The 19,640-nt window shown below is 65.9% G+C and carries 18 protein-coding genes; 17 read left to right on the top strand and 1 reads right to left on the bottom strand.

Annotated elements, in window-relative coordinates:
* Nucleotides 1-70: 70 nt before the first annotated feature.
* Genes Q4E25_RS01300 through Q4E25_RS01290 form a run of 3 tightly spaced genes read left to right on the top strand, consistent with a single transcriptional unit; the run spans nt 71 to nt 2,264 of the window.
* Nucleotides 71-382, top strand: coding sequence for a hypothetical protein (locus tag Q4E25_RS01300; protein WP_303153141.1), 312 nt, complete (start codon nt 71-73; stop codon nt 380-382).
* An 8-nt stretch (nt 383-390) separates the two neighbouring features.
* Nucleotides 391-2,001 (top strand): zinc metalloprotease, encoded by a 1,611-nt coding sequence (locus tag Q4E25_RS01295; protein WP_303153138.1) that lies wholly within the window; start codon nt 391-393, stop codon nt 1,999-2,001.
* On the top strand, nt 2,001-2,264 hold the full coding sequence (locus Q4E25_RS01290; protein ID WP_303153136.1) for a hypothetical protein: 264 nt from the start codon (nt 2,001-2,003) through the stop codon (nt 2,262-2,264). The genes Q4E25_RS01295 and Q4E25_RS01290 overlap by 1 nt, the downstream gene beginning before the upstream one ends.
* 23 nt (nt 2,265-2,287) lie before the next feature.
* On the opposite strand, the gene Q4E25_RS01285 is transcribed toward Q4E25_RS01290, so the two are convergent.
* Nucleotides 2,288-3,121, bottom strand: a complete 834-nt coding sequence (locus Q4E25_RS01285) for a dienelactone hydrolase family protein (RefSeq protein ID WP_303153134.1) — start codon at nt 3,119-3,121, stop codon at nt 2,288-2,290.
* Nucleotides 3,122-3,325: 204 nt separating this feature from the next.
* Here Q4E25_RS01285 and Q4E25_RS01280 point away from each other — a divergent pair, with 204 nt between their 5' ends.
* From Q4E25_RS01280 to Q4E25_RS01215, 14 genes are all read left to right on the top strand, one after another.
* A complete protein-coding gene (locus Q4E25_RS01280; RefSeq protein ID WP_303153132.1) occupies nt 3,326-5,323 on the top strand; it encodes a PTS mannitol transporter subunit IICBA in 1,998 nt (665 codons plus the stop codon).
* Nucleotides 5,323-6,507 (top strand): mannitol-1-phosphate 5-dehydrogenase, encoded by a 1,185-nt coding sequence (locus tag Q4E25_RS01275; RefSeq protein WP_303153131.1) that lies wholly within the window; start codon nt 5,323-5,325, stop codon nt 6,505-6,507. The genes Q4E25_RS01280 and Q4E25_RS01275 overlap by 1 nt, the downstream gene beginning before the upstream one ends.
* 64 nt (nt 6,508-6,571) lie before the next feature.
* Nucleotides 6,572-8,443, top strand: a complete 1,872-nt coding sequence (gene glmS, locus Q4E25_RS01270) for a glutamine--fructose-6-phosphate transaminase (isomerizing) (RefSeq protein ID WP_303153129.1) — start codon at nt 6,572-6,574, stop codon at nt 8,441-8,443.
* 48 nt (nt 8,444-8,491) lie between these two features.
* Nucleotides 8,492-9,586, top strand: coding sequence for an alanine racemase (alr, locus tag Q4E25_RS01265; RefSeq protein ID WP_303153127.1), 1,095 nt, complete (start codon nt 8,492-8,494; stop codon nt 9,584-9,586).
* Nucleotides 9,579-10,043, top strand: coding sequence for a tRNA (adenosine(37)-N6)-threonylcarbamoyltransferase complex ATPase subunit type 1 TsaE (tsaE, locus tag Q4E25_RS01260; protein WP_303153126.1), 465 nt, complete (start codon nt 9,579-9,581; stop codon nt 10,041-10,043). The genes alr and tsaE overlap by 8 nt, the downstream gene beginning before the upstream one ends.
* 1 nt (nt 10,044) lies before the next feature.
* Nucleotides 10,045-11,637, top strand: a complete 1,593-nt coding sequence (locus tag Q4E25_RS01255) for an aspartate:alanine exchanger family transporter (protein WP_303153125.1) — start codon at nt 10,045-10,047, stop codon at nt 11,635-11,637.
* Between the two features lie 61 nt (nt 11,638-11,698).
* Nucleotides 11,699-12,187, top strand: a complete 489-nt coding sequence (locus tag Q4E25_RS01250) for a hypothetical protein (RefSeq protein WP_303153122.1) — start codon at nt 11,699-11,701, stop codon at nt 12,185-12,187.
* A gap of 20 nt (nt 12,188-12,207) precedes the next feature.
* Nucleotides 12,208-12,912 carry a tRNA (adenosine(37)-N6)-threonylcarbamoyltransferase complex dimerization subunit type 1 TsaB gene (tsaB, locus tag Q4E25_RS01245; protein WP_303153120.1) on the top strand — a complete coding sequence of 235 codons (705 nt, stop codon included), beginning with the start codon at nt 12,208-12,210 and terminating at the stop codon, nt 12,910-12,912.
* Nucleotides 12,913-12,922: 10 nt separating this feature from the next.
* A complete protein-coding gene (locus tag Q4E25_RS01240) occupies nt 12,923-13,429 on the top strand; it encodes a GNAT family N-acetyltransferase (protein ID WP_303153118.1) in 507 nt (168 codons plus the stop codon).
* Nucleotides 13,426-14,475 carry a tRNA (adenosine(37)-N6)-threonylcarbamoyltransferase complex transferase subunit TsaD gene (gene tsaD / locus Q4E25_RS01235; RefSeq protein WP_303153116.1) on the top strand — a complete coding sequence of 350 codons (1,050 nt, stop codon included), beginning with the start codon at nt 13,426-13,428 and terminating at the stop codon, nt 14,473-14,475. The genes Q4E25_RS01240 and tsaD overlap by 4 nt, the downstream gene beginning before the upstream one ends.
* Nucleotides 14,476-14,620: 145 nt before the next feature.
* Complete coding sequence (locus Q4E25_RS01230; protein WP_303153115.1) at nt 14,621-15,049, top strand: hypothetical protein; 429 nt, start codon at nt 14,621-14,623, stop codon at nt 15,047-15,049.
* Nucleotides 15,050-15,239: 190 nt separating this feature from the next.
* A complete protein-coding gene (gene groES, locus Q4E25_RS01225) occupies nt 15,240-15,533 on the top strand; it encodes a co-chaperone GroES (protein ID WP_303153113.1) in 294 nt (97 codons plus the stop codon).
* Nucleotides 15,534-15,541: 8 nt separating this feature from the next.
* A complete protein-coding gene (gene groL / locus Q4E25_RS01220; protein WP_303153112.1) occupies nt 15,542-17,155 on the top strand; it encodes a chaperonin GroEL in 1,614 nt (537 codons plus the stop codon).
* 125 nt (nt 17,156-17,280) lie between these two features.
* The gene (locus Q4E25_RS01215; protein ID WP_303153111.1) at nt 17,281-19,626 is read left to right on the top strand and encodes an excinuclease ABC subunit UvrA; all 2,346 of its coding nucleotides are present in this window, start codon (nt 17,281-17,283) and stop codon (nt 19,624-19,626) included.
* The last annotated feature ends 14 nt before the right edge of the window (nt 19,627-19,640 follow it).

Raw genomic sequence — 19,640 nt, 5'->3', positions numbered from 1 at the left:
ACCGTTGCCTGGCTTGCACAGTCCAATAAGGGCAGGAAATGACAGGCCGCGGATTAAAAGGAGGGCGCGTATGCCCGAAGTGTTTTTTGATGAGGAAGAAGCCCCACGCTTGCTGAGCAACGTGATGGAGCAAGCACGCGAACAAGCACATGCCCATGGCGCGGACGTCCCGGATTTCCCGGCGGCTTCGACAGGGCGGGACTTCGGCGGCCACGGGGTGCGCATACAGACTCTGCTCACGCAGCTACACCAGCGTGGTGCGTGGCGGCTGAACAATATCGAGCGCAATGCGCAAGCCGCGCGGGATCAGTTCGCGGCGCTGAGTGCGGTGGACGCGCAGCTTGCCCAGGACTTTGCGCGCCAAGGGCAGGTGAGAAGCTGATGTCCACCATGACCAAGTCGCTCCTGGGGGACTATTCCCAGGCGGTATCCCAGTTTCAGGCGGCGAGCCAGGGCACCTACGCCGGCCCCAGCACTCCCATCGGGCTGTTGGACACCATGGTGGGTTCTGTCGATGGCATCAGGCCGCAGGATCTGGTCACCCACACTGTCTCCGCCGTGGGCGGGCGGCGCCCTGGCCGCGGCGGGACGGGGCTGAAGGACTTCCTCCTGGGGACCCTGGCCAGCATCGCTGGGGGAGCGTTGGCGGATCATCTTTGGGGCGTACAGGAGGATTTTGAGGAGGAGCGCCGCGAAGGCGATGAGCTCACCGAGTCGGCGCAGCAGTGCTCGGATGCGGTTCAGGAGGTCGTCGATGTGGCCGATACCGCCGTGGCGGAGCTCATTTCCGCGGTGGTGCCGCTGCTCAACATCTTGACTATGGTTGCCTCCCGCCACCCGCTGGGCGCGCTCATTGTGCCGATTCTTTCGCGCATCGGCGGCTCCCTCATTGAGCAGACCAACGGCACCATTGCGGAGACCTGCCGGGACCGCGATACAGCCATTGAGCAGTGCTACGCCGAGTTTGAGAAGCGCTGCTCTGCCATGTGTGACAAGCCCCTGCCGGAGACCCCACCTGAGGTGGCCTGCCCTCAGGCGTGTGAGCCGCCGAAGGAGAGCTCCTGCCCGTCCACCCCGGAAAGGCCTTCGGGCGTGGAGGATTGCGAGCTAGCACCGAGCAATCCTGGCACCGGCACTGCGCAGGCGGAGTGCCCGCCAGAGCCCGCTCCGCAATCAACCCCACAGCCCAAGCCTGAGCCACAGCCGGAATCACAACCTCAGCCGGAACCACAATCTCAGCCCAAGCCTGCACCGACACCGGAACCATGCCCGCCAGAGAAGAAGCCGGTGCCGCCGACCACCCCGGCGCAGACCCCGCCGGAGCCTGTGGTGCCGCCGACTCAACCGTGCCAGGTGGAGACACCCGAGCCGGACAACAACTCCTGCCAGTGTGGGCAGCCTTCCCAGTGCACGTGCACCCCGGCGCCGGAGCAGCCCGAGCCACAACCCGAGCCGCTGCCTGAGCCAGAGACAGAGCCTGAGCCGGAACCAGCCCCGGAGCCCTGCCCGGAGGAGCCAGCGCAGTCCGAGTGCACGGTGGAAGATACGTGCTCTGGTGTGCTCGGTGTGCTCGGGGTGGGCGTTGCGATTGTGGGCGTGGGCTTGCTTGTCGACGCCGCCGCGAACTTCCTCGAAAACCTCCCCGAGCTGTGCCCGGAGCCTGCTCCCGAACCGCCTCCGGAGCCCGCCCCAGAACCAGCGCCGGAACCTGAGCCGGAGCCCTGCCCGGAGGAGCCACAGCCACCGGCGGACGGGGTTATCCCACCGCCGCCAGAGCTGGCCCAGGTGGAGGAGCCCACCCCGCCGCCGGAGAAGGTTGCTCACATGCAGGCCGCGGCAGCGCCCAGCGCCCCGCCGGCGCCTGAGCCAGCCCCCGATCCAGCTCCAGCCCCACCGGCACCCGAGCCGCCGGCACCGGCTCCCGCACCAGCACCTGAGGCAGGCGCTGAGAGTAGTTCACAAGGTTCTTCCGTACGCGCCCGAAAGGCAGGTCAGTGGTAATGCCCAGCAATGATTTTGATGAGTTTGCCCGCGGCTTCCGGCAGCGCACTGCTGCCCGGCTGCTGGAATTTGAAAAAGCAATGGCCAAGGCCCAAGAGGACCTGGAAAAGTCTGCGCAGCGAGCAGCTGAGAGTGCCCGGGCGAACACTGGCTCAGCAGAAAGAAGAACCCAGGGCGGCTGGGGCGCGGGCGGAGCTTCCCGCCCGAATAAGAATTACAAGTCAGTGAAGTCGGTGCTTCGCTCCGCCTATGACCCGCAGTGAGGCCGCCCCCCGGGGGCGGCGGCTTAGGCGTCGCGGCGGAAGCTGGCCTTCTCAGCCAGCTCTTCGCCCACGAAGCTCTCCACGCCCTTGGCGGTGGCCTCGGGCTCAGCAAAGCCGTTGTACTTGGACTCGTTGTTCAGGGTGGCCAGCAGGAAGCCGGTAATGAGGCCGCGGGCGGTCTCCACCTGGGAGGATTGGAAGAGGCCGGAACCCAGGGTCAGCTTGAAGGCGGTGTCCTCGCTGAAGCCGGACTGGGTGCCCTTAGCAATCTCGCGGTAAGCCACCGGGCCACGCCAGTTGTAGGCCAGCTTCGCGGGGTTGCCGGCGGCGAAGATATCGTCGCGGCCGGAGCCGATAATCAGGCCCTGGGCGTTAATCTTGCGTGCCGCCTGTGCGGCTGAGGGCGCGGTATCCGCGGGGTAGACGGCGGCCACGGAGCGGACCTTGTCGTTGTCCACCGCGGCCAGCGCCGCCACGCCGCCGCCCATGCCGTGGCCCACGATGCCCAGCTTGGCAGGCGAGACCGAAATCTTGCCGCTGCCCATGCGCACGTTGGTGGCAATCTGCAGCGCGGACTCGACGTCGGCAGCGAAGTTGCGGTGGTTCGGCATCACGCCGGTTTCCGTATCCGGTGCGGTGACCACAATGCCCCAGCTAGCCAGGTGGCGCAGGGTGGCGTGGTAATCCTTGACCTTCTTCGTCCAGTCGTGCGCGAAGGCGATAGCAGGAAGGCCCTTGCCCTCAGCGGGCGTGTACACCTTGCCCTCGATACCGGCGTAGGAGAGGTCACCCACCATGACACGGTGGGGACCACGCTTGGACAACGTTGCTAGATGCTTCTTCAAATTCGCAGACACGCCCTCCAGAATAGAGGAAAGAGCATGCAACGCGCGGATGAACGTGCGGGCGCCCACGAGCACGTCCCCTGCGTGCTGGGCTTGTTCATGAAGCAAAACCGCCGCTAAAGTACCTGTTTTCCTTATTGGGTAATAGGATTTCCGTAGGAAGTCTCTTAGCGCGGAGCGCATGCTTCCGCGCCAGGTCAAAGAAAAGGAAAAACTGTGGCTGAGACACAAGCAAAGAAAGGCGGCGCGCGCGTCGCCGTTCAGAAATTCGGTACCTTCCTGTCCTCAATGATCATGCCGAATATCGGTGCCTTCATTGCCTGGGGCATCATTACGGCGTTCTTCATCCCTAAAGGCTTTACTCCCAACGAGCACATCAACACCCTCGTTGGCCCGATGGTGACCTACCTGCTGCCGATCCTCATCGCCTACACCGGCGGCAAGCTCATCCACGATGTCCGCGGTGGCGTCGTCGGTGCGATCACCACCATGGGTGTCATCATGGGTACCTCCGCCCCGGAGTGGATCGGTGAAGACGGACACGCCTCGCCGATGTTCCTTGGCGCCATGATCTGTGGCCCGCTGGCCGCGTGGCTGTTCAAGAAGCTGGAGAAGCTGTGGGAGGGCAAGATCCGCCCGGGCTTCGAGATGCTGGTGGATAACTTCTCCCTGGGCATCTTTGGCTTCGTCGGCGCCATCGCCTCCATGTACCTGCTGACCCCGGTGATGAACTTCATCATGGATGTTGCCGGCAAGGCAGTGGAATTCCTCATTACCCACAATCTGCTGTGGCTGACCTCCGCGCTCATCGAGCCGGCCAAGGTCTTCTTCCTCAACAACGCCATCAACCATGGCGTGCTCACCCCGCTGGCCACCGACCAGGCAGCGCAGACCGGTAAGTCCGTGCTCTACCTGCTGGAGGCCAACCCCGGCCCCGGCCTGGGTGTCCTGCTGGCCTTCATGATCTTCGGCGCGGGCTCCGCGCGAGCAACCGCCCCGGGTGCTGCCCTCATCCACTTTGTCGGTGGTATTCACGAAATCTACTTCCCCTATGTCTTGATGCGCCCGCAGCTGCTGCTGGCCGTCATGGGCGGCGGCATGACCGGCGTGGCCATCAACACCATGATGGACGTTGGCCTGCGTTCCCCGGCGGCACCGGGATCCATCATCGCCATCTACGGCACCGTGGCCTCTGATTCCTACCTGGGCGTGACCATCGCCGTGTTGGCGTCGACGGCCGTGTCCTTCCTCATTGCAGCGCCGATCCTCAAGCTCACCAAGGGCGAGGACGATCTGGAAAAGGCAACTGCGGAGATGGAGTCCATGAAGGGCAAGAAGTCCTCCGTCGCCGGTGCCCTGACTGGTGGCTCGGCCGCAGAAACTCCGGAGATCCGCAACGTAGTCTTCGCTTGCGATGCCGGCATGGGCTCCTCTGCTATGGGTGCCTCCGTGCTGCGCAACAAGATCAAGGAGGCCGGCTTTGGCGGCGTCGTGACCGTGACTAACTCCGCGATCAACAACCTCAAGGATGACTACGATCTCGTCGTCGTCCACCAGGACTTGGCGGATCGCGCTGCGCCGGTGACGCCCTCGGCCATCCACGTCACCGTGGATAACTTCATGGGCTCCCCGCGCTACGATGAGGTCGTTGAGCTTATCCGCCAGCAGCAAACTGGTACCGCAGCCGCCGCGTCCGAGCCTGTAGAGGCAGGCCAGGAGGACGTCGCCAAGCAGGGCGAGACCGCAGAGGCAGCCGCGCAGGGTGGCACCGCAGTGCAGACCAAACAGGTGCTGAGCGCGGACACGATCGTCCTTGGCGGGCACGCCGTCAGCCGTGACGAGGCCATCGATCAGGCCGGAGCGCTGCTGGTGGCCGCCGGTGCGGTGGATCAGTCCTACGTGGACGCCATGCACGAGCGCGAGAAGTCCGTGTCCACCTTCATGGGCAACGGCCTGGCCATCCCGCACGGCACCAACGAGGCCAAGGACGCCATCAAGGAATCCGCCATCTCCTTTATCCGCCTGGACGAGCCCGTAGACTGGGACGGCAAGCCCGCTACGTTCATTGTCGGCATCGCCGGCGCGGATGGCTCGCACCTGAAGACCTTGTCCAAGATCGCCAAGATCTTTGGCAAGGCTGAGACCGTGGAGAAGCTGGAGAAGGCCACCACGAAGGAAGAAATCCTCGCCATTTTTGAGAAGGTGAATAGTTAATGACTGCACCCACAGCACCTACAGCACTGCACTTCGGTGCCGGAAACATCGGCCGCGGATTCGTCGGCGTGCTCCTGCACGAGGCGGGTTACAAGCTGGTCTTTGCGGATGTCGCCGCGCCGCTGATCGATGCCCTCAATGAGTTTGATTCCTATACCGTTCACGAGGTCGGGGCGGACGCCCGCGACGTCACCGTGACTGGCTTCTCCGGGATCAATTCCGCCGAGGACCTCGAGGGGCTCTACGCGCAGATCGTTGAGGCCGACCTCATTACCACGGCTGTGGGCCCCACCGTGTTGCGCATCATCGCGCCGACTATCGCCAAGGGCTTGGAAAAGCGCGCTACAGCCGGCAAGGGCAAGGTGGCCATCATGGCCTGCGAAAACGCCATCAACGCCACCGACGGCTTGGCGGCCGCTATCCGGGAGGTTTACCCGGCCGCGGACGAAGTAGCCTTTTTTGCCAACACTGCGGTAGACCGCATCGTGCCCAACCAGGAGCGCCGTGAGGGCGAGCGTGCCCTCGACGTCACCGTGGAGACCTACCACGAGTGGGCCGTGGAATCCGCGCCGTTTGCCGCCGCCGGGGTAGAGGTGCCGAACATCCCGGGCATAACCTGGGTGGAGGACTTGGCGCCCTACATCACCCGCAAACTCTTTACCGTGAACACCGGGCACGCCGCCACGGCCTACTTTGGCAAGCAGGCCGGCAAGGAGAAGATCGCTGAGGCGCTGGCGGATAAGGATGTCTTTGCCAAGGTTTCCGCGGTGCTGGCGGAAACCAAGCAGCTCATTGTGGAGAAGTTCAACTTTGACCCGAAGGTCCAGCAGGCCTACGTGGACAAGATTCTCACCCGCTTCCAGAACCCGGATCTACCGGACACCACCGAGCGTGTGGGCCGTGCCCCGCTGCGCAAGATCTCACGTAATGAGCGCTTCATCGGGCCCGCGGCCGAGCTGGCGGAGCGCGGCTACGAGGCAACGGCTCTCGTTGGCGCGGTCTCGGCGGCGCTGGCCTTCGATGTGCCTGAAGACGCCGAATCCGTGGAGCTGCAATCCAAACTCGCCGCCGTGCGCGGAGATCGCGCTGCCTCCGACGCGCTAGTGACTGAGCTCACCGGAATCGGTAGCGAGCACCCGCTGTTCGCTGCGCTCTCGCAGGCCTTCGCAAAGGCAGCCGAATAGGCGCTCGGTCACACCCCGGGCGATACCACCGTGATCCACACGTCATGCGCTAAAATTCCGATTTATGTGTGGAATTGTTGGATATGTGGGTCACGCCTCCGAAGGCCGTGACTACTTTGCCCTTGACGTTGTCCTCGAGGGGCTGCGCCGCCTGGAATACCGCGGTTATGACTCCGCTGGTGTTGCTGTCTACGCCGACGGTGAAATTTCCTGGCGCAAGAAGGCCGGAAAGGTCGCTGCCCTCGATGAGGAGATTAAGGCCCGCCCGCTGAAGAACTCGGTTCTGGGCATCGGCCACACCCGCTGGGCCACCCACGGTGGCCCGACGGACCTCAACGCCCACCCGCATGTGGTGGACGGCGGGCAGCTCGCCGTGGTACACAACGGCATCATCGAGAACTTCGCCGAGCTCAAGCACGAGCTGCTGAGCAAGGGCTACAACTTTGTCTCCGAGACCGACACCGAAGTCGCCGCCACGCTGCTGGGCGATGTCTTCCACAACGAGGCCGGTGAGGATCTCACCAAGGCCATGCAGCTGACCTGCCAGCGCCTCGAGGGCGCGTTCACCCTTCTGGCCATCCACTCCTCCTGCCCGGACCGCATTGTTGCCGCCCGCCGCGACTCGCCGCTGGTCATCGGTCTGGGTGAGGGTGAGAACTTCCTCGGCTCGGATGTCTCCGGTTTTATCGATTACACCAAGTCCGCCGTGGAAATGGACAACGATAAGGTCGTCACCATCACCGCCGACGAGGTCGTCATCACCGATTACGAGGGCAACCCCGCCGAGGGTAAGCCCTTTGAGATCAAGTGGGACGCCGCCGCTGCGGAGAAGGGGGGCTTCAACTCCTTCATGGAAAAGGAGATCCACGATCAGCCCGCCGCCGTGCGCGACACCCTGCTGGGCCGCTTTGACGAGACCGGAAAGCTGAGCCTCGACGAGGTGCGCATTGACGAGTCCATCCTCAAGTCCATTGACAAGATCATCGTCATCGCCTGCGGCACCGCCGCCTACGCCGGGCACGTCGCCCGCTACGCCATCGAGCACTGGTGCCGCATCCCCACCGAGGTGGAACTGGCCCACGAGTTCCGCTACCGGGATCCCATTGTCAATGAGAAGACCCTCGTGGTGGCCCTGTCCCAGTCCGGTGAGACCATGGATACCCTCATGGCCGTGCGCCACGCCCGCCAGCAGGGCGCCAAGGTGATTGCCATCTGCAACACCCAGGGCTCCTCCATCCCGCGCGAATCCGACGCCGCTCTCTACACCCACGCTGGCCCGGAGATCGCCGTGGCCTCCACCAAGGCCTTCCTGGCGCAGATCACCGCCACTTACCTGCTGGGCCTCTACCTGGCGCAGCTGCGCGGCAACATGTTTGCCGATGAAGTCCAAAGCGTGCTGCAGGAGCTGCGCGCCATGCCGGAGAAGGTGCAGAAGGTCATCGACAACGAGGACCAGGTCTACGCCCTGGCCAAGTCCATGCAGGACGCCGACTCCGTGCTCTTCCTGGGCCGCCACGTGGGCTTCCCGGTGGCCCTGGAGGGCGCGCTCAAGCTCAAGGAGATCGCCTACCTGCACGCCGAGGGCTTTGCGGCCGGCGAGCTCAAGCACGGCCCCATCGCCCTGGTGGAGGAGGGGCAGCCGGTCTTTGTTATCGTTCCCTCCCCGCGTGGGCGCGACTCCCTGCACTCCAAGGTGGTCTCCAACATCCAGGAGATCCGGGCCCGCGGCGCTATCACCATCGTCATCGCGGAGGAAGGCGACGAGGCCGTGGAGGCCTACGCTAACCACGTCATCCGCATCCCGCAGTCGCCGACCCTCATGCAGCCTCTGCTGGCCACGGTGCCGCTGCAGATCTTCGCCTGCGGCGTGGCCACGGCCAAGGGCTACGACGTCGATCAGCCGCGTAACCTGGCCAAATCCGTCACGGTGGAGTAAAGCGCGCGGTCAATTTTGCCGTGGGGAAACCGGTGGCACAATAGGTTCATGCTTCGTACTCGGATCGATTTGGATGCCATCGCCCACAATGTGGCCACAGTGAAGGAAGCCGTGGCCCCCGCGCAGCTGATGTGCGTGGTCAAGGCGGATGCCTACGGCCACGGCATGCAGCGCGTGGCCCCGGTGATGGCCAAGGCCGGGGCCGACGCCTTTGGCGTGGCCACCCTGGAGGAAGCGGTTGCGCTGCGCAACTCCGGCATCGATCAGCCCATCGTGGCCTGGATGTGGGACGCCGAGGCCGATATCACCGGCGCTTTGGCCAGCCGCATCCACGTGGCCGTGCCCTCCCTGGCTCACGCCCGCGCCTTAGTGGAGACGGACGTGCCCGCCAGCGTCTACATCGAGGTGGAGACCGGCCTGCACCGCTCCGGGGTGGATCCGGCGCAGTGGGACGAGGTCTTTAGCCTGCTTCGCAGCGCCCCCCAGATCACCGTCCTGGGCCTGATGTCCCACTTTGCGTGCGCGGATGAGCCACAGCACCCCCACAACGACGAGCAGGAGTCGCAGTTCCGCCGCGCCCTGGCGCGCGCCCGCGAGCTGGGGCTGGAGTGCCCGGTCAACCACCTGGCCAACTCCCCGGCGGCGCTCAGCCGCCCCAGCGCGCGCTTCGAGATGGTGCGCGTGGGCCTCGCGCTCTACGGCCACGAGCCAATTCCGGGGCTGGACCACGGCCTCAAGCCGGCGATGACCTGGGCGGCCACCGTCTTTAACGTCAAGCCCATCGCGGCAGGGGAGGGGACCTGTTATGACCTGACCTGGACCGCGGAGAAGCCCGGCCAACTGGCTACCGTGGCCGTGGGCTACGCAGACGGCCTGCCGCGCGCCTTCCAGGGCGGGCTCCAGGTGGGCATCGGCGGCAAGCTCTACCCGCAGGTGGGCCGGGTGTGCATGGACCAGATTGTGATATCGCTCGAGGATAATGAGTTTGGGGTGCAGGCCGGAGACGAAGCCATTATTTTTGGTACTGGAGGAATGAGCGCAACCCAGCTTGCGCAGGCCACCGGGACCATCAACTACGAAGTGTTGTGCTGCCCCAGCGGGCGCACGCGGCGCGAGTATGAGGGAGGAATCGATCTTGCGTAGCGGCTTCCCCCGTGAGGGGCAGCGAGAGATCGCCACTCCGGAGCACGCGCACGAGTTCGGCGCCGAGCTGGGGGCTGCCCTGGAGGCCGGGGATCTGGTGATTCTGGATGGGCCGCTGGGCGCAGGCAAGACCACCGTGACCCAGGGGATTGCCCGCGGCATGCAGGTCAAGGGGCCGGTGACCTCGCCCACCTTCGTCATCGCCCGCGAGCATCGCTCGCTGGTCGGCGGCCCAGCGCTCGTGCACGTGGATGCCTACCGTTTGCTCGATCAGTCCACTGATCCGCTCGGCGAGCTCGATAGCCTCGATCTGGACACAGAAATCGAGGATGCTGTCGTGGTGGCCGAGTGGGGTGGGGGTTTCTTCGAGCAGCTCTCGGATGAGTACCTCTTGGTGCGCATCAACCGTGACTCCGAGGACGATGTACGCCTGATCTCGTGGAAGTGGATGACCTAACATGTTAGATTTTCTTGCCAGCCAGCCCCTCCTCACCTTGTTTCTCATCATGGCGGTGGGATTAGCGGTAGGCAAGACTAGCGTTGCAGGTGTCTCCCTCGGCGCGGCCGCGGCCATGTTCGTGGCCCTGGGCCTTTCTGCCGCCAACCCGGAGATCGTCATCCCGCCTCTCATTTATCAATTCGGTCTCGCGCTTTTTGTCTATGTCATTGGCCTCAACTTTGGCCGCAGCTTCTTCCGTGATTTCCGGGGCCGTGGGTGGAAGCTTTCGCTGCTGATCGTGGTGATGCTGGTGGTGTTGGCCGCCGTCACGGCCTTCTTTATCAGGGCATTCAACCTGGATCCCGCTATTGGCGTGGGCACCCTGGCCGGGTCTATCACCTCGACGCCGGGCATGGCGGCCATCGTGGAAGCTATCGGCGGTGATACCAGCCCCGTCGTGGGGTACTCGCTGACCTACCCGGGAAGCGTCATCGGCACCATCCTCGTGGCGGCCATCGGCGCGAAGCTGCTCAAGGTGAACCACATCAAGGACGCCACGGAGGAAGGCATGATCGCCGCCCCGCTGGAGTGGAAGGCGCTGCGGGTCACGCGCGACGTCGACGCCACACTGGCGCAGGTGCCCGCCATTACCGGCCAGCGCGTGGTGGTTACCCGCGTGGTCCACGGGCCGGACTCTCACGAGCTGGCCCAGGCGGATGAGCCGCTGCGTGCGGGCATGGTGCTTATCCTCAACGGCACCGCGGACGCTCTGGCGGCGGCCATCGCGCAGCTGGGCGAGGAAGCCGAGGTCAACCTCCACGACCGCGACGGCCTCATCTTCCGCCGCGTGACTGTCTCCAACCCGGAGGTGGCAGGCCACCGGTTAGATGAGTTGGACATCGCCGAGCACGGCTTCCTCATCGCCCGCGTGCGCGCCGGTGACTCCGACGTGGTTCCTGCTGAGGACACCGTGCTGAACTACTCGGATCGCGTGCGCGTGGTCACCACTCCCAACCGCCTCGACTCCGTGCGCCGCTACCTGGGTGACTCCGAGACCACGCTGGGCAACGTGGACCTCCTGCCCTTTTCCCTGGGCCTGCTGCTGGGCCTGCTGCTCGGTGTCATCCCCATCCCGTTGCCTGGCGGGAGCGCCCTGACCTTCGGCTTTGGCGGTGGGCCCATCGTGATGGGACTTATTCTCGGCGCGCTGGGGCGCAGCGGGCCCGTGAACTGGCAGCTGCCCTTCCACGCCAAGCAGACCCTGTCCGCCCTGGGGCTTACCCTCTTTCTGGCCGGCGTGGGCACCTCGGCAGGCGGCTCCTTCCGTGAGGCGCTGCAGGATCCGGCCTCCTTTACCTACATCGGGGTGGGCCTGGCCCTGACCCTGATCTCTGCTTTGGGCCTGCTGCTGGTCAGCATGGTGTTGTTCAAGCTCAAGTTTGATGAGGGCATGGGCGTGGTGGCCGGCATGACCACCAACCCGGCCATTATGGCCTACCTCAACCCGCAGACCGGCACCCAGCTGGCCGAGCGCGGCTACGCCACCGTGTATCCCACCGCGATGATTGGCAAGATCCTCGCCTGCCAGATGCTCGCGCTGCTTATCGTGTGATGCGGTGGGGGCGTCGAGTAGGATGTACGCGTCCGACCCCCAACAAAGGAGCGCAGTTTTTATGAGCAAGGTTGCTCAGTTCATCACCACCGTTGTCATTGGCGGATTCGCCGTTTTTCTCGCACTGTTGATCGCATTGACGCAGTTCCGTGACAAGCCGTTGATGGAAAGCACCGTTGCTGCCACGTTGGAGAAGTACCCCGATAACCTGCAGTTTGCCGTTCTCGTTCCGCAGGATGTCTACGGTGATCGTTGGATGCAGGGCCTGGTGGTCTGCCCCGGCACCACCGAGCAAGACCTGAAGGAGTCCGGCCTGGATCCCATGGGCGTGGATTTTGTTGACGGCAAGGTTCCGGAGGGCGCCGGATACTACCTGGCCGTTGATCAGTTCGGCTCGGCTGCCGCCGAAAAGATGGATCCGCAGAGCATTGATATGTGCGGCGTGTTGGCAGAGTACATTCCTGAGGGCAAACCCGATGTCTACCCGGTACAGCCCGGCCAGCCGCTGCAGTTCCAGCGCGTGGGTGACGCCTGGCAGTTCGTGGGCTAAGAAGTCAAGGGATAACAAGCATGCTGGTTCTGGCAATAGATACCGCCACCACCGATCTGGTGACGGGCCTGGTGGACACCGAGACCGGGCAGGCGGTGGACCGGGTGATCGGCGATACCCGCGCCCACAACGAGCAGCTCATCCCCACCATTGAGGCCTTGCTTGCTGGGGCCGCGCGGAGCTACGCCGACCTCGACGCCATCGTCGTCGGCACGGGCCCCGGCCCCTTCACCGGGCTGCGCGTGGGCATGGCCACCGCCTCCGCGCTCGGGGTTGCGCTCTCGCTACCGGTGCACGGCGTGTGCACGCTTGACGCTATCAATCGGGGAGTGGCCGCCCGTGGTGAGGGGACCCGGCTGGTGGCCATCGACGCCCGCCGCAAGGAAGTCTACTGGGCCATCTTCCAAGGGGAGGAGCGCCTGGCCGGCCCCGGGGTGACCCGGCCGGAGGATCTCCTCGCTGCGGTGGAAGAAGCCGCAGGGGAGGCTGCCGGAGGGCTTGAGCACATCGTCATCCCCGAGGCTATCGCCCCGCGCCTGCCCGAGCAGCTGGCCGGCCTGCCGCGCGAGTGGGCCACCCCGCGGGCTGCGGGCCTGGTGGGCGTGGCGCAGCTGGACTGCACTCCGGAGCCCCTGGTTCCGCTCTACCTGCGCCGCCCGGATGCGGTGCCGCCGAAGCCGAAGCCGCGCTCGTCCGCGCTGCCGGACGTCGCCGGGCTGCTTTAGGGGGTATGCGATGAGGCTGCGCCCCTTGGAGGCCGCGGACGCCGCGCGCTGCGCCGAGCTGGAGAAAGTCCTCTTCCCGGGGGAGAGCCCCTGGCCCGCGCGGGCCTTCGAGCAGGAGATCGCCGCCGCGCACACGTTCTACATCGCGGTGGATGAGGCCCCCGAAGACCCGGAGGGCGCGGATCCCGCGCCGCCGCGGCCGCTGCTGGGCTACGCGGGCATCGGCAAGCTGGGGCCCGCGGACTCCCCGGAGTTTGAAATCCACACCATCGGCGTGGCGCCCGAGGCTCAGCGCCGTGGGGTGGCCCGGATGATGATGGACAACATCGTCTATGTGGCCGACATGTATGACGCCCCCGTCTTCCTCGAAGTGCGCGTGGGCAACGTGCCGGCCATCTCGCTCTACGAGGCCTATGGCTTCATCCACACCGGCATCCGCCGCAACTACTACCAACCCTCCGGGGCCGACGCACACACCATGGTCAGGCCCCGCACCAGCGAAAGGAACCAGCGATGATCATTCTGGGTATCGAGTCCTCCTGTGATGAGACCGGCGTGGGCATCATCCGCCTTTCCGAGGACGGCCACATGGAGATCCTCGCCGACGCCGTCGCCTCCTCCATGGAGCAGCATGCCCGCTTCGGCGGCGTGGTCCCGGAGATCGCCTCCCGTGCGCACCTCGAGGCCATGCCGCAGGTCATGCGCGCGGCGCTGGAGGAGGCGGGAATCGACAAGCCGGATGCCGTGGCCGCCACCGTGGGCCCGGGCCTGGCCGGTGCGCTGCTGGTGGGCGCCTCGGCGGCCAAGGCCTTCGCCTCCGCGTGGGGCGTGCCCTTCTATGGGGTCAACCACCTGGGCGGGCACGTCGCGGTGGCCAACCTGGAGGGCGAGGAGCTGCCGCACGCTGTGGCGCTTCTGGTCTCCGGCGGGCACACCCAGCTGCTGGAGGTTGAGGCCGTGGGCAAGCCGATGAAGGAGCTGGGCACCACGCTTGACGACGCCGCCGGTGAAGCCTACGACAAAGTCTCCCGCCTGCTGGGGCTGGGTTATCCGGGCGGGCCGATCATCGACAAGTTGGCCGCGCAGGGCAGCCCGAGCATCGACTTTCCGCGGGGGCTGTCCCGCGCGGAGGATCTGCGCGGGCCCAACCGGCACAACTTCTCCTTCTCCGGGGTCAAGACCGCGGTGGCGCGCTACGTGGAGAAGGCGGAAAAAGAAGGCCGCGTGGTCTCCATCGAGGACATCTGCGCCTCCTTCCAGGAGGCGGTGGCGGACGTGCTCACCGCCAAGGCCGTGCGCGCCTGCCAGGACACCGGCGCCCAAGTGCTGCTGCTCGGCGGCGGCGTGGCGGCTAACTCGCGGCTGCGCGCCCTGGCGGCCAAGCGCTGCGAGTCCGCGGGCATCGAGCTGCGCGTGCCGCGCTTCAAGCTCTGTACTGATAACGGCGTTATGATCGCGGCGGTGGCCGCGCAGCTCATCCACGAGGGCGCTGCGCCCTCCGGGCTGGACTGCCCCACGGACACCCAGCTGGAGGCCGAGGTGCCACTGGTGGCCGCGCGCTAGGCAGCCGCGCGCCAGGCAGCTTCGTGCTCGGCAGAGCGCACTGTTCACCAAAAGTTTTCCCTGCAGCGGATGCAGCTAGCTCTGACCGGCGGTAACGTTTCACGCGATACTGCCCACCTGGCCTTTCAAGGAGCTCTCTTTCGCCATGACCGCCGGTTTTCTTGTCAATCCTGATCTGACTCGTCGTTCCGTCAACTTCGAACTGGACTCCGCCGCCGAGTTCCTGGGCGGTGCCACCGAGGACCGCGTGTCCGTGGCCTTCCAGGAGGATGGTTCCACCTACGCTGCGCTCTTCAACCCCAACGCCAAGGCAGAGGGCGCGGAGCCGAACCCCGTGGCCTCCCTCGCGCGCAACGCCGCCGACACCGGCAACTCCGCCTTTCTACAGGATCCGATCCGCGCCATCTGCGGCCCGGTGATCTTCGTGGCCGCCGACGGCGAGGACCACAACATCGATGAGGTCATCGCCGCCGTGGAGCACGGCATCCGCGCGGTGAAGAACTACCGCGAGGACATGCCGGAGGAATACAACCTGTGGCGCAATGCGGTCATCAACTCCGATAAGTCTGTCTAAAGGCGCGGCTACGTCTGTCTCAAAGCGCGCTGCGCCGGGCGACGTTGAGGGTTAGCAGTCTCGGGGGTAGAGTGCTAGTCAGTGTTGAACCACAGTTGTTCACCCGCGACGACGGCTGTGCTGGACACCCACTGCGAGCTCGGCTCGCGCACACCTACGTATTGCGTACAGACTTACTGGAGGAAACATCATGGCAAACATCAAGCCGCTGGAGGACAAGGTCCTCGTTCAGATCGTCGAGGCTGAGACCACCACCGCGTCTGGCCTGGTCATCCCGGACTCCGCCAAGGAGAAGCCGCAGGAGGCCACCGTCGTGGCCGTCGGCCCGGGCCGCACCAACGATAAAGGCGAGGTTGTCCCGGTGGGCGTCACCGAGGGCGACACCGTGATCTTCTCCAAGTACGGCGGCACCGAGCTGAAGTACGACGGCCAGGAGTACCTCCTGTTGTCCGCACGTGACCTGCTCGCCGTCATCGAGAAGTAGGCGCCGATATGGCAAAGCTTATTGCATTCGACCAGGAAGCTCGCGAGGGCATCCAGCGCGGTGTGGACACGCTTGCCGACGCCGTCAAGGTCACCCTCGGCCCGCGCGGCCGCAACGTCGTGCTCTCCAAGTCCTTCGGCGGCCCCACCGTCACCAATGACGGCGTGACCATCGCCCGCGACATCGACGTCGAGGATTCCTTCGAGAACCTCGGCGCCCAGCTGGTGAAGTCCGTGGCCGTGAAGACCAATGACATCGCCGGCGACGGCACCACCACCGCCACCCTGCTGGCCCAGGCACTCATCTTCGAGGGGCTGCGCAACGTGGCCGCTGGCTCCAACCCGATCGAGCTCAACCGCGGCATCGCCGCCGCGGCGGAGAAGACGGTGCAGGAGCTGGTTAAGCGCGCCACGCCGGTCAACTCGGCGTCGGAAATCGCGCAGGTGGCCACCGTGTCCTCCCGCGATCCGGAGGTCGGCGAGATGGTCGCCGGCGCCATGGAGAAGGTGGGCAAGGACGGCGTGGTGACCGTCGAGGAGTCCCAGACCATTGACTCCGCCGTTGACGTTACCGAGGGTATTTCCTTTGACAAGGGCTACCTCTCCCCGTACTTCGCCACCGAGGAGGAGACCTACAACGCGGTGCTTGACGACGCCGCCATTCTCCTCGTCCGCAACAAGATCTCCTCCCTGCCGGACTTCCTGCCGCTGCTGGAGAAGATCGCGGAGTCCTCCCGCCCGACCCTCATCATCGCCGAGGACATCGAAGGCGAGCCGCTGCAGGCCCTCGTGGTCAACTCCATCCGTAAGGTGCTCAAGGTCGCCGCCGTGAAGTCCCCGTACTTCGGCGAGCGCCGCAAGGGCTTCATGGATGACCTGGCCGTGGTCACCGGCGCTACCGTCGTGGACCCGGAGGTGGGCATCAACCTGCACGAGGTCGGCCTGGAGGTTCTGGGTTCAGCCCGCCGCGTGACCGTGTCCAAGGAGGACACCGTCATCGTCGATGGCGCCGGCACCGCCGAGGCCGTCGAGGAGCGCCGCGAGCAGCTGCGCCGCGAGATCGAGCGCACCGATTCCACCTGGGACCGCGAGAAGCTCGAGGAGCGCCTGGCTAAGCTCTCCGGCGGCGTGGCCGTCATCCGCGTGGGCGCGGCCACCGAGACCGAGGTCAACGAGCGCAAGCTGCGCGTTGAGGACGCCATCAACGCCGCCCGCGCGGCCGTGGAAGAGGGCGTCATCGCCGGCGGCGGCTCCGCGCTGGTGCAGATCTCCAAGGAACTCGAGGCCTACGCCGAGGAGTTCGAAGGCGAGGCCAAGATTGGCGTGCTCTCCGTGGCCCGCGCGCTGACCCGCCCGGCCTACTGGATCGCCGCCAACGCCGGCCTGGACGGCTCCGTCGTGGTCTCCCACGTGGCGGACCTGCCCAACGGCCAGGGCTTCAACGCCGCCACCCTGGAGTACGGTGACCTGCTGGAGCAGGGCATCATCGACCCGGTCAAGGTCACCCACTCCGCCGTGGTCAACGCCGCCTCCGTGGCCCGCATGGTGCTGACCACCGAGGCCTCCGTGGTGGAAAAGCCCGCTGAGGAGCACCCCGCCCCGGCCGCTGGCCACCAGCACTAGCGCTGGCCCTGCTTCTCTTTGCGCCCCGCACGCTCGCCTGCTCCGGCAGGCAGCGCGCGGGGCGTTTCCCATGCGCGCAGTGTTTCTCATGTGCCCAGCGGCCGGCGAGCACCTAGGATGAGTGCGTGCAAGAATACATTCGCGTTCATGGCGCGCGGGATAACAACCTGCGCAACGTTTCGGTGAACATCCCCAAGCGCCGGCTGACGGTCTTTAGCGGTGTCTCCGGCTCCGGAAAGTCCTCCCTGGTCTTTGGCACCGTCGCCGCGGAGTCCCAGCGGCTCATCAACGAGACCTACCCGGGGTTTGTCCAGGGCTTCATGGAGTCGCTGGCGCGGCCGGACGTGGACCAGCTCGAAGGGCTGACCGCTGCCATCGTGGTGGGGCAGGAGCCGATGGTGGCCAACGCGCGCTCGACCTTCGGCACCGCCACAGACATCCTGGGCTCGCTACGCGTGCTCTACTCCCGGCTGGCGCAGCCTAACGCCGGCGGGCCGGCTGCCTATTCCTTCAACGTGCCCTCGGCCTCGGGGCGCGGCGCGATTGAGATCAACGGATCCAAGGAAGTGCGCAGCTTCGAGCGCACCGGCGGCATGTGCCCGGAGTGCGAGGGCACCGGGCGCGTGTACGATATCGACCTGCACGAGCTGGTGGATTTCTCCCTGAGCCTCAACGACGGCGCCATCCTTTACCCCGGAATGAAGGTGGGCTCCTGGATGTGGAAGGCCTACGCGGAATCCGGCCTTTACCCGGCGGATCAGCCGGTGCGCGAGTTCACCGAGGAGCAGCGCGAGGCGCTCTTCTACCTCACCGACGTCAAGGTCAAGGTGGGCGGGGTCTCCATGAGCTACCAGGGGCTGGTGGCCCGGATGAAAGCTTCGGTGCTCTCTAAGGACAAGGCCAGCCTGCAAAAGCACATGCGCGAGTTCGTGGAGCGCGCGGTGGTGGCCGTCGAGTGCCCCGAGTGCGGTGGCACCCGCCTGGCGCGCCACGCCCGCGAATCGCTGCTGGCGGGCAAGTCCATCGCCGAGGTCTGCTCTATGGAGCTCGTCGAGGTCGCCGCGTGGCTGGAGGGGATTACCGATCCCGGCTCCGCCCCGCTTGTCGAGTCCCTCCGCCGCGCCGTCGCCAACGCCATCGAGATCGGCCTGGGCTACCTCAGCCTGGACCGGCCCACCGGCACGCTCTCCGGCGGTGAGGCGCAGCGCACCCGCATGGTGCGGCATCTGGGTTCGGCGCTGACGGATGTCACCTATGTCTTCGATGAGCCCACCGCGGGGCTGCACCCGCATGACGTCGCCAAGCTCAACGCGTTGCTGCTGCAGCTGCGGGACAAGGGCAACACCGTGCTGGTCATCGAGCACAAGCCGGAGACCATCGGGATTGCCGATTACGTCGTGGACATGGGCCCGCTGGCCGGCCCCCGCGGGGGAGAGGTGGTCTTTGCCGGGACGGTGGAGGAGCTGCGTGCGGCCGATACCCTCACCGGGCGCCACCTGGCGGATAGGCCGCAGCTCAAGCCCAACGTGCGCACGCCGGCAGAGTTCTTGCCCATCCGGGACGCGCGGGCGAATAACCTGCGCGGCGTGGACGTGGATATCCCGCTGGGGGTGCTGGGTGCTATCACCGGCGTGGCCGGCTCCGGCAAGTCCTCGCTGCTGAGCTGCCTGCCGGATAACGAGCGGATCCTGGTGGTGGACCAGGGGGCGATTCGCGGCTCGCGGCGCTCCAACCCGGCTACCTACACTGGGGCGCTGGATTCCATCCGCAAGGCCTTTGCCAAGGCCAACGCGGGCACCACGCCGGGGCTCTATTCCTTTAACTCCGAGGGCGCGTGCCCCAAGTGTTCGGGTGCGGGCGTGGTCTACGTGGAGTTCGGCTTCATGGATGGGGTGGACGTGCCCTGCGAGGTCTGCGAGGGACGCCGTTTTGCCCAGGAGGTGCTCGAGCACACCCTGGCCGGCAAGAACATCGCCGAGGTGCTCGCGCTGCCGGCGGCGGAGGCCGTGGAGTTCTTTCAGGAGGCGAAGGTCACCGCGGCCCGCAAGATCTGCGAGCACCTGGTCAAGGTGGGGCTGGGCTATATCACCCTGGGCCAGCCGCTCAACACGCTCTCCGGCGGTGAGCGTCAGCGCCTCAAGCTGGCGGTGCACCTGGCGGATAAGAAGGCGGTGGCGGACATCATCATCCTCGATGAGCCCTCCACGGGGCTGCATCTTGCCGACGTCTCCGCGCTCCTCGATCTGCTCGACTACCTGGTGGATTCCGGTATGAGCGTTATCTGCGTGGAGCACCACCTCGCGGTGATTGCCCACGCGGACTACGTCATCGACGTGGGCCCGGGAGCCGGTTCGGCCGGCGGCCAGGTGGTGGCGGCGTGCTCGCCGCGCGAGCTCGTGGAGGCCCAGGCCGGCAGCGGGCCGGCCGCCGAGTCCGTGACCGGGCGCTATCTGGCCAGCTACGTGGCCTAGAGATGCCGCACCAC

The sequence above is a fragment of the Corynebacterium sp. genome (genome assembly GCF_030532325.1).
Lineage (GTDB): Bacteria > Actinomycetota > Actinomycetes > Mycobacteriales > Mycobacteriaceae > Corynebacterium.
Note: the sequence above shows the minus strand (reverse complement) of the source record. Positions and strands in the feature narration are given on the sequence as shown.

What these genes read in the sequence shown, in the direction of transcription:
- glmS (WP_303153129.1), top strand. Translation starts at nt 6,572, where the DNA reads ATGTGTGGAATTGTTGGATATGTGGGTCACGCCTCCGAAGGCCGTGAC.
- Q4E25_RS01290 (WP_303153136.1), top strand. Translation starts at nt 2,001, where the DNA reads ATGCCCAGCAATGATTTTGATGAGTTTGCCCGCGGCTTCCGGCAGCGC.
- alr (WP_303153127.1), top strand. Translation starts at nt 8,492, where the DNA reads ATGCTTCGTACTCGGATCGATTTGGATGCCATCGCCCACAATGTGGCC.
- Q4E25_RS01255 (WP_303153125.1), top strand. Translation starts at nt 10,045, where the DNA reads ATGTTAGATTTTCTTGCCAGCCAGCCCCTCCTCACCTTGTTTCTCATC.
- groL (WP_303153112.1), top strand. Translation starts at nt 15,542, where the DNA reads ATGGCAAAGCTTATTGCATTCGACCAGGAAGCTCGCGAGGGCATCCAG.
- Q4E25_RS01300 (WP_303153141.1), top strand. Translation starts at nt 71, where the DNA reads ATGCCCGAAGTGTTTTTTGATGAGGAAGAAGCCCCACGCTTGCTGAGC.
- Q4E25_RS01295 (WP_303153138.1), top strand. Translation starts at nt 391, where the DNA reads ATGACCAAGTCGCTCCTGGGGGACTATTCCCAGGCGGTATCCCAGTTT.
- Q4E25_RS01275 (WP_303153131.1), top strand. Translation starts at nt 5,323, where the DNA reads ATGACTGCACCCACAGCACCTACAGCACTGCACTTCGGTGCCGGAAAC.
- groES (WP_303153113.1), top strand. Translation starts at nt 15,240, where the DNA reads ATGGCAAACATCAAGCCGCTGGAGGACAAGGTCCTCGTTCAGATCGTC.
- Q4E25_RS01240 (WP_303153118.1), top strand. Translation starts at nt 12,923, where the DNA reads ATGAGGCTGCGCCCCTTGGAGGCCGCGGACGCCGCGCGCTGCGCCGAG.
- tsaB (WP_303153120.1), top strand. Translation starts at nt 12,208, where the DNA reads ATGCTGGTTCTGGCAATAGATACCGCCACCACCGATCTGGTGACGGGC.
- Q4E25_RS01250 (WP_303153122.1), top strand. Translation starts at nt 11,699, where the DNA reads ATGAGCAAGGTTGCTCAGTTCATCACCACCGTTGTCATTGGCGGATTC.
- tsaD (WP_303153116.1), top strand. Translation starts at nt 13,426, where the DNA reads ATGATCATTCTGGGTATCGAGTCCTCCTGTGATGAGACCGGCGTGGGC.
- Q4E25_RS01230 (WP_303153115.1), top strand. Translation starts at nt 14,621, where the DNA reads ATGACCGCCGGTTTTCTTGTCAATCCTGATCTGACTCGTCGTTCCGTC.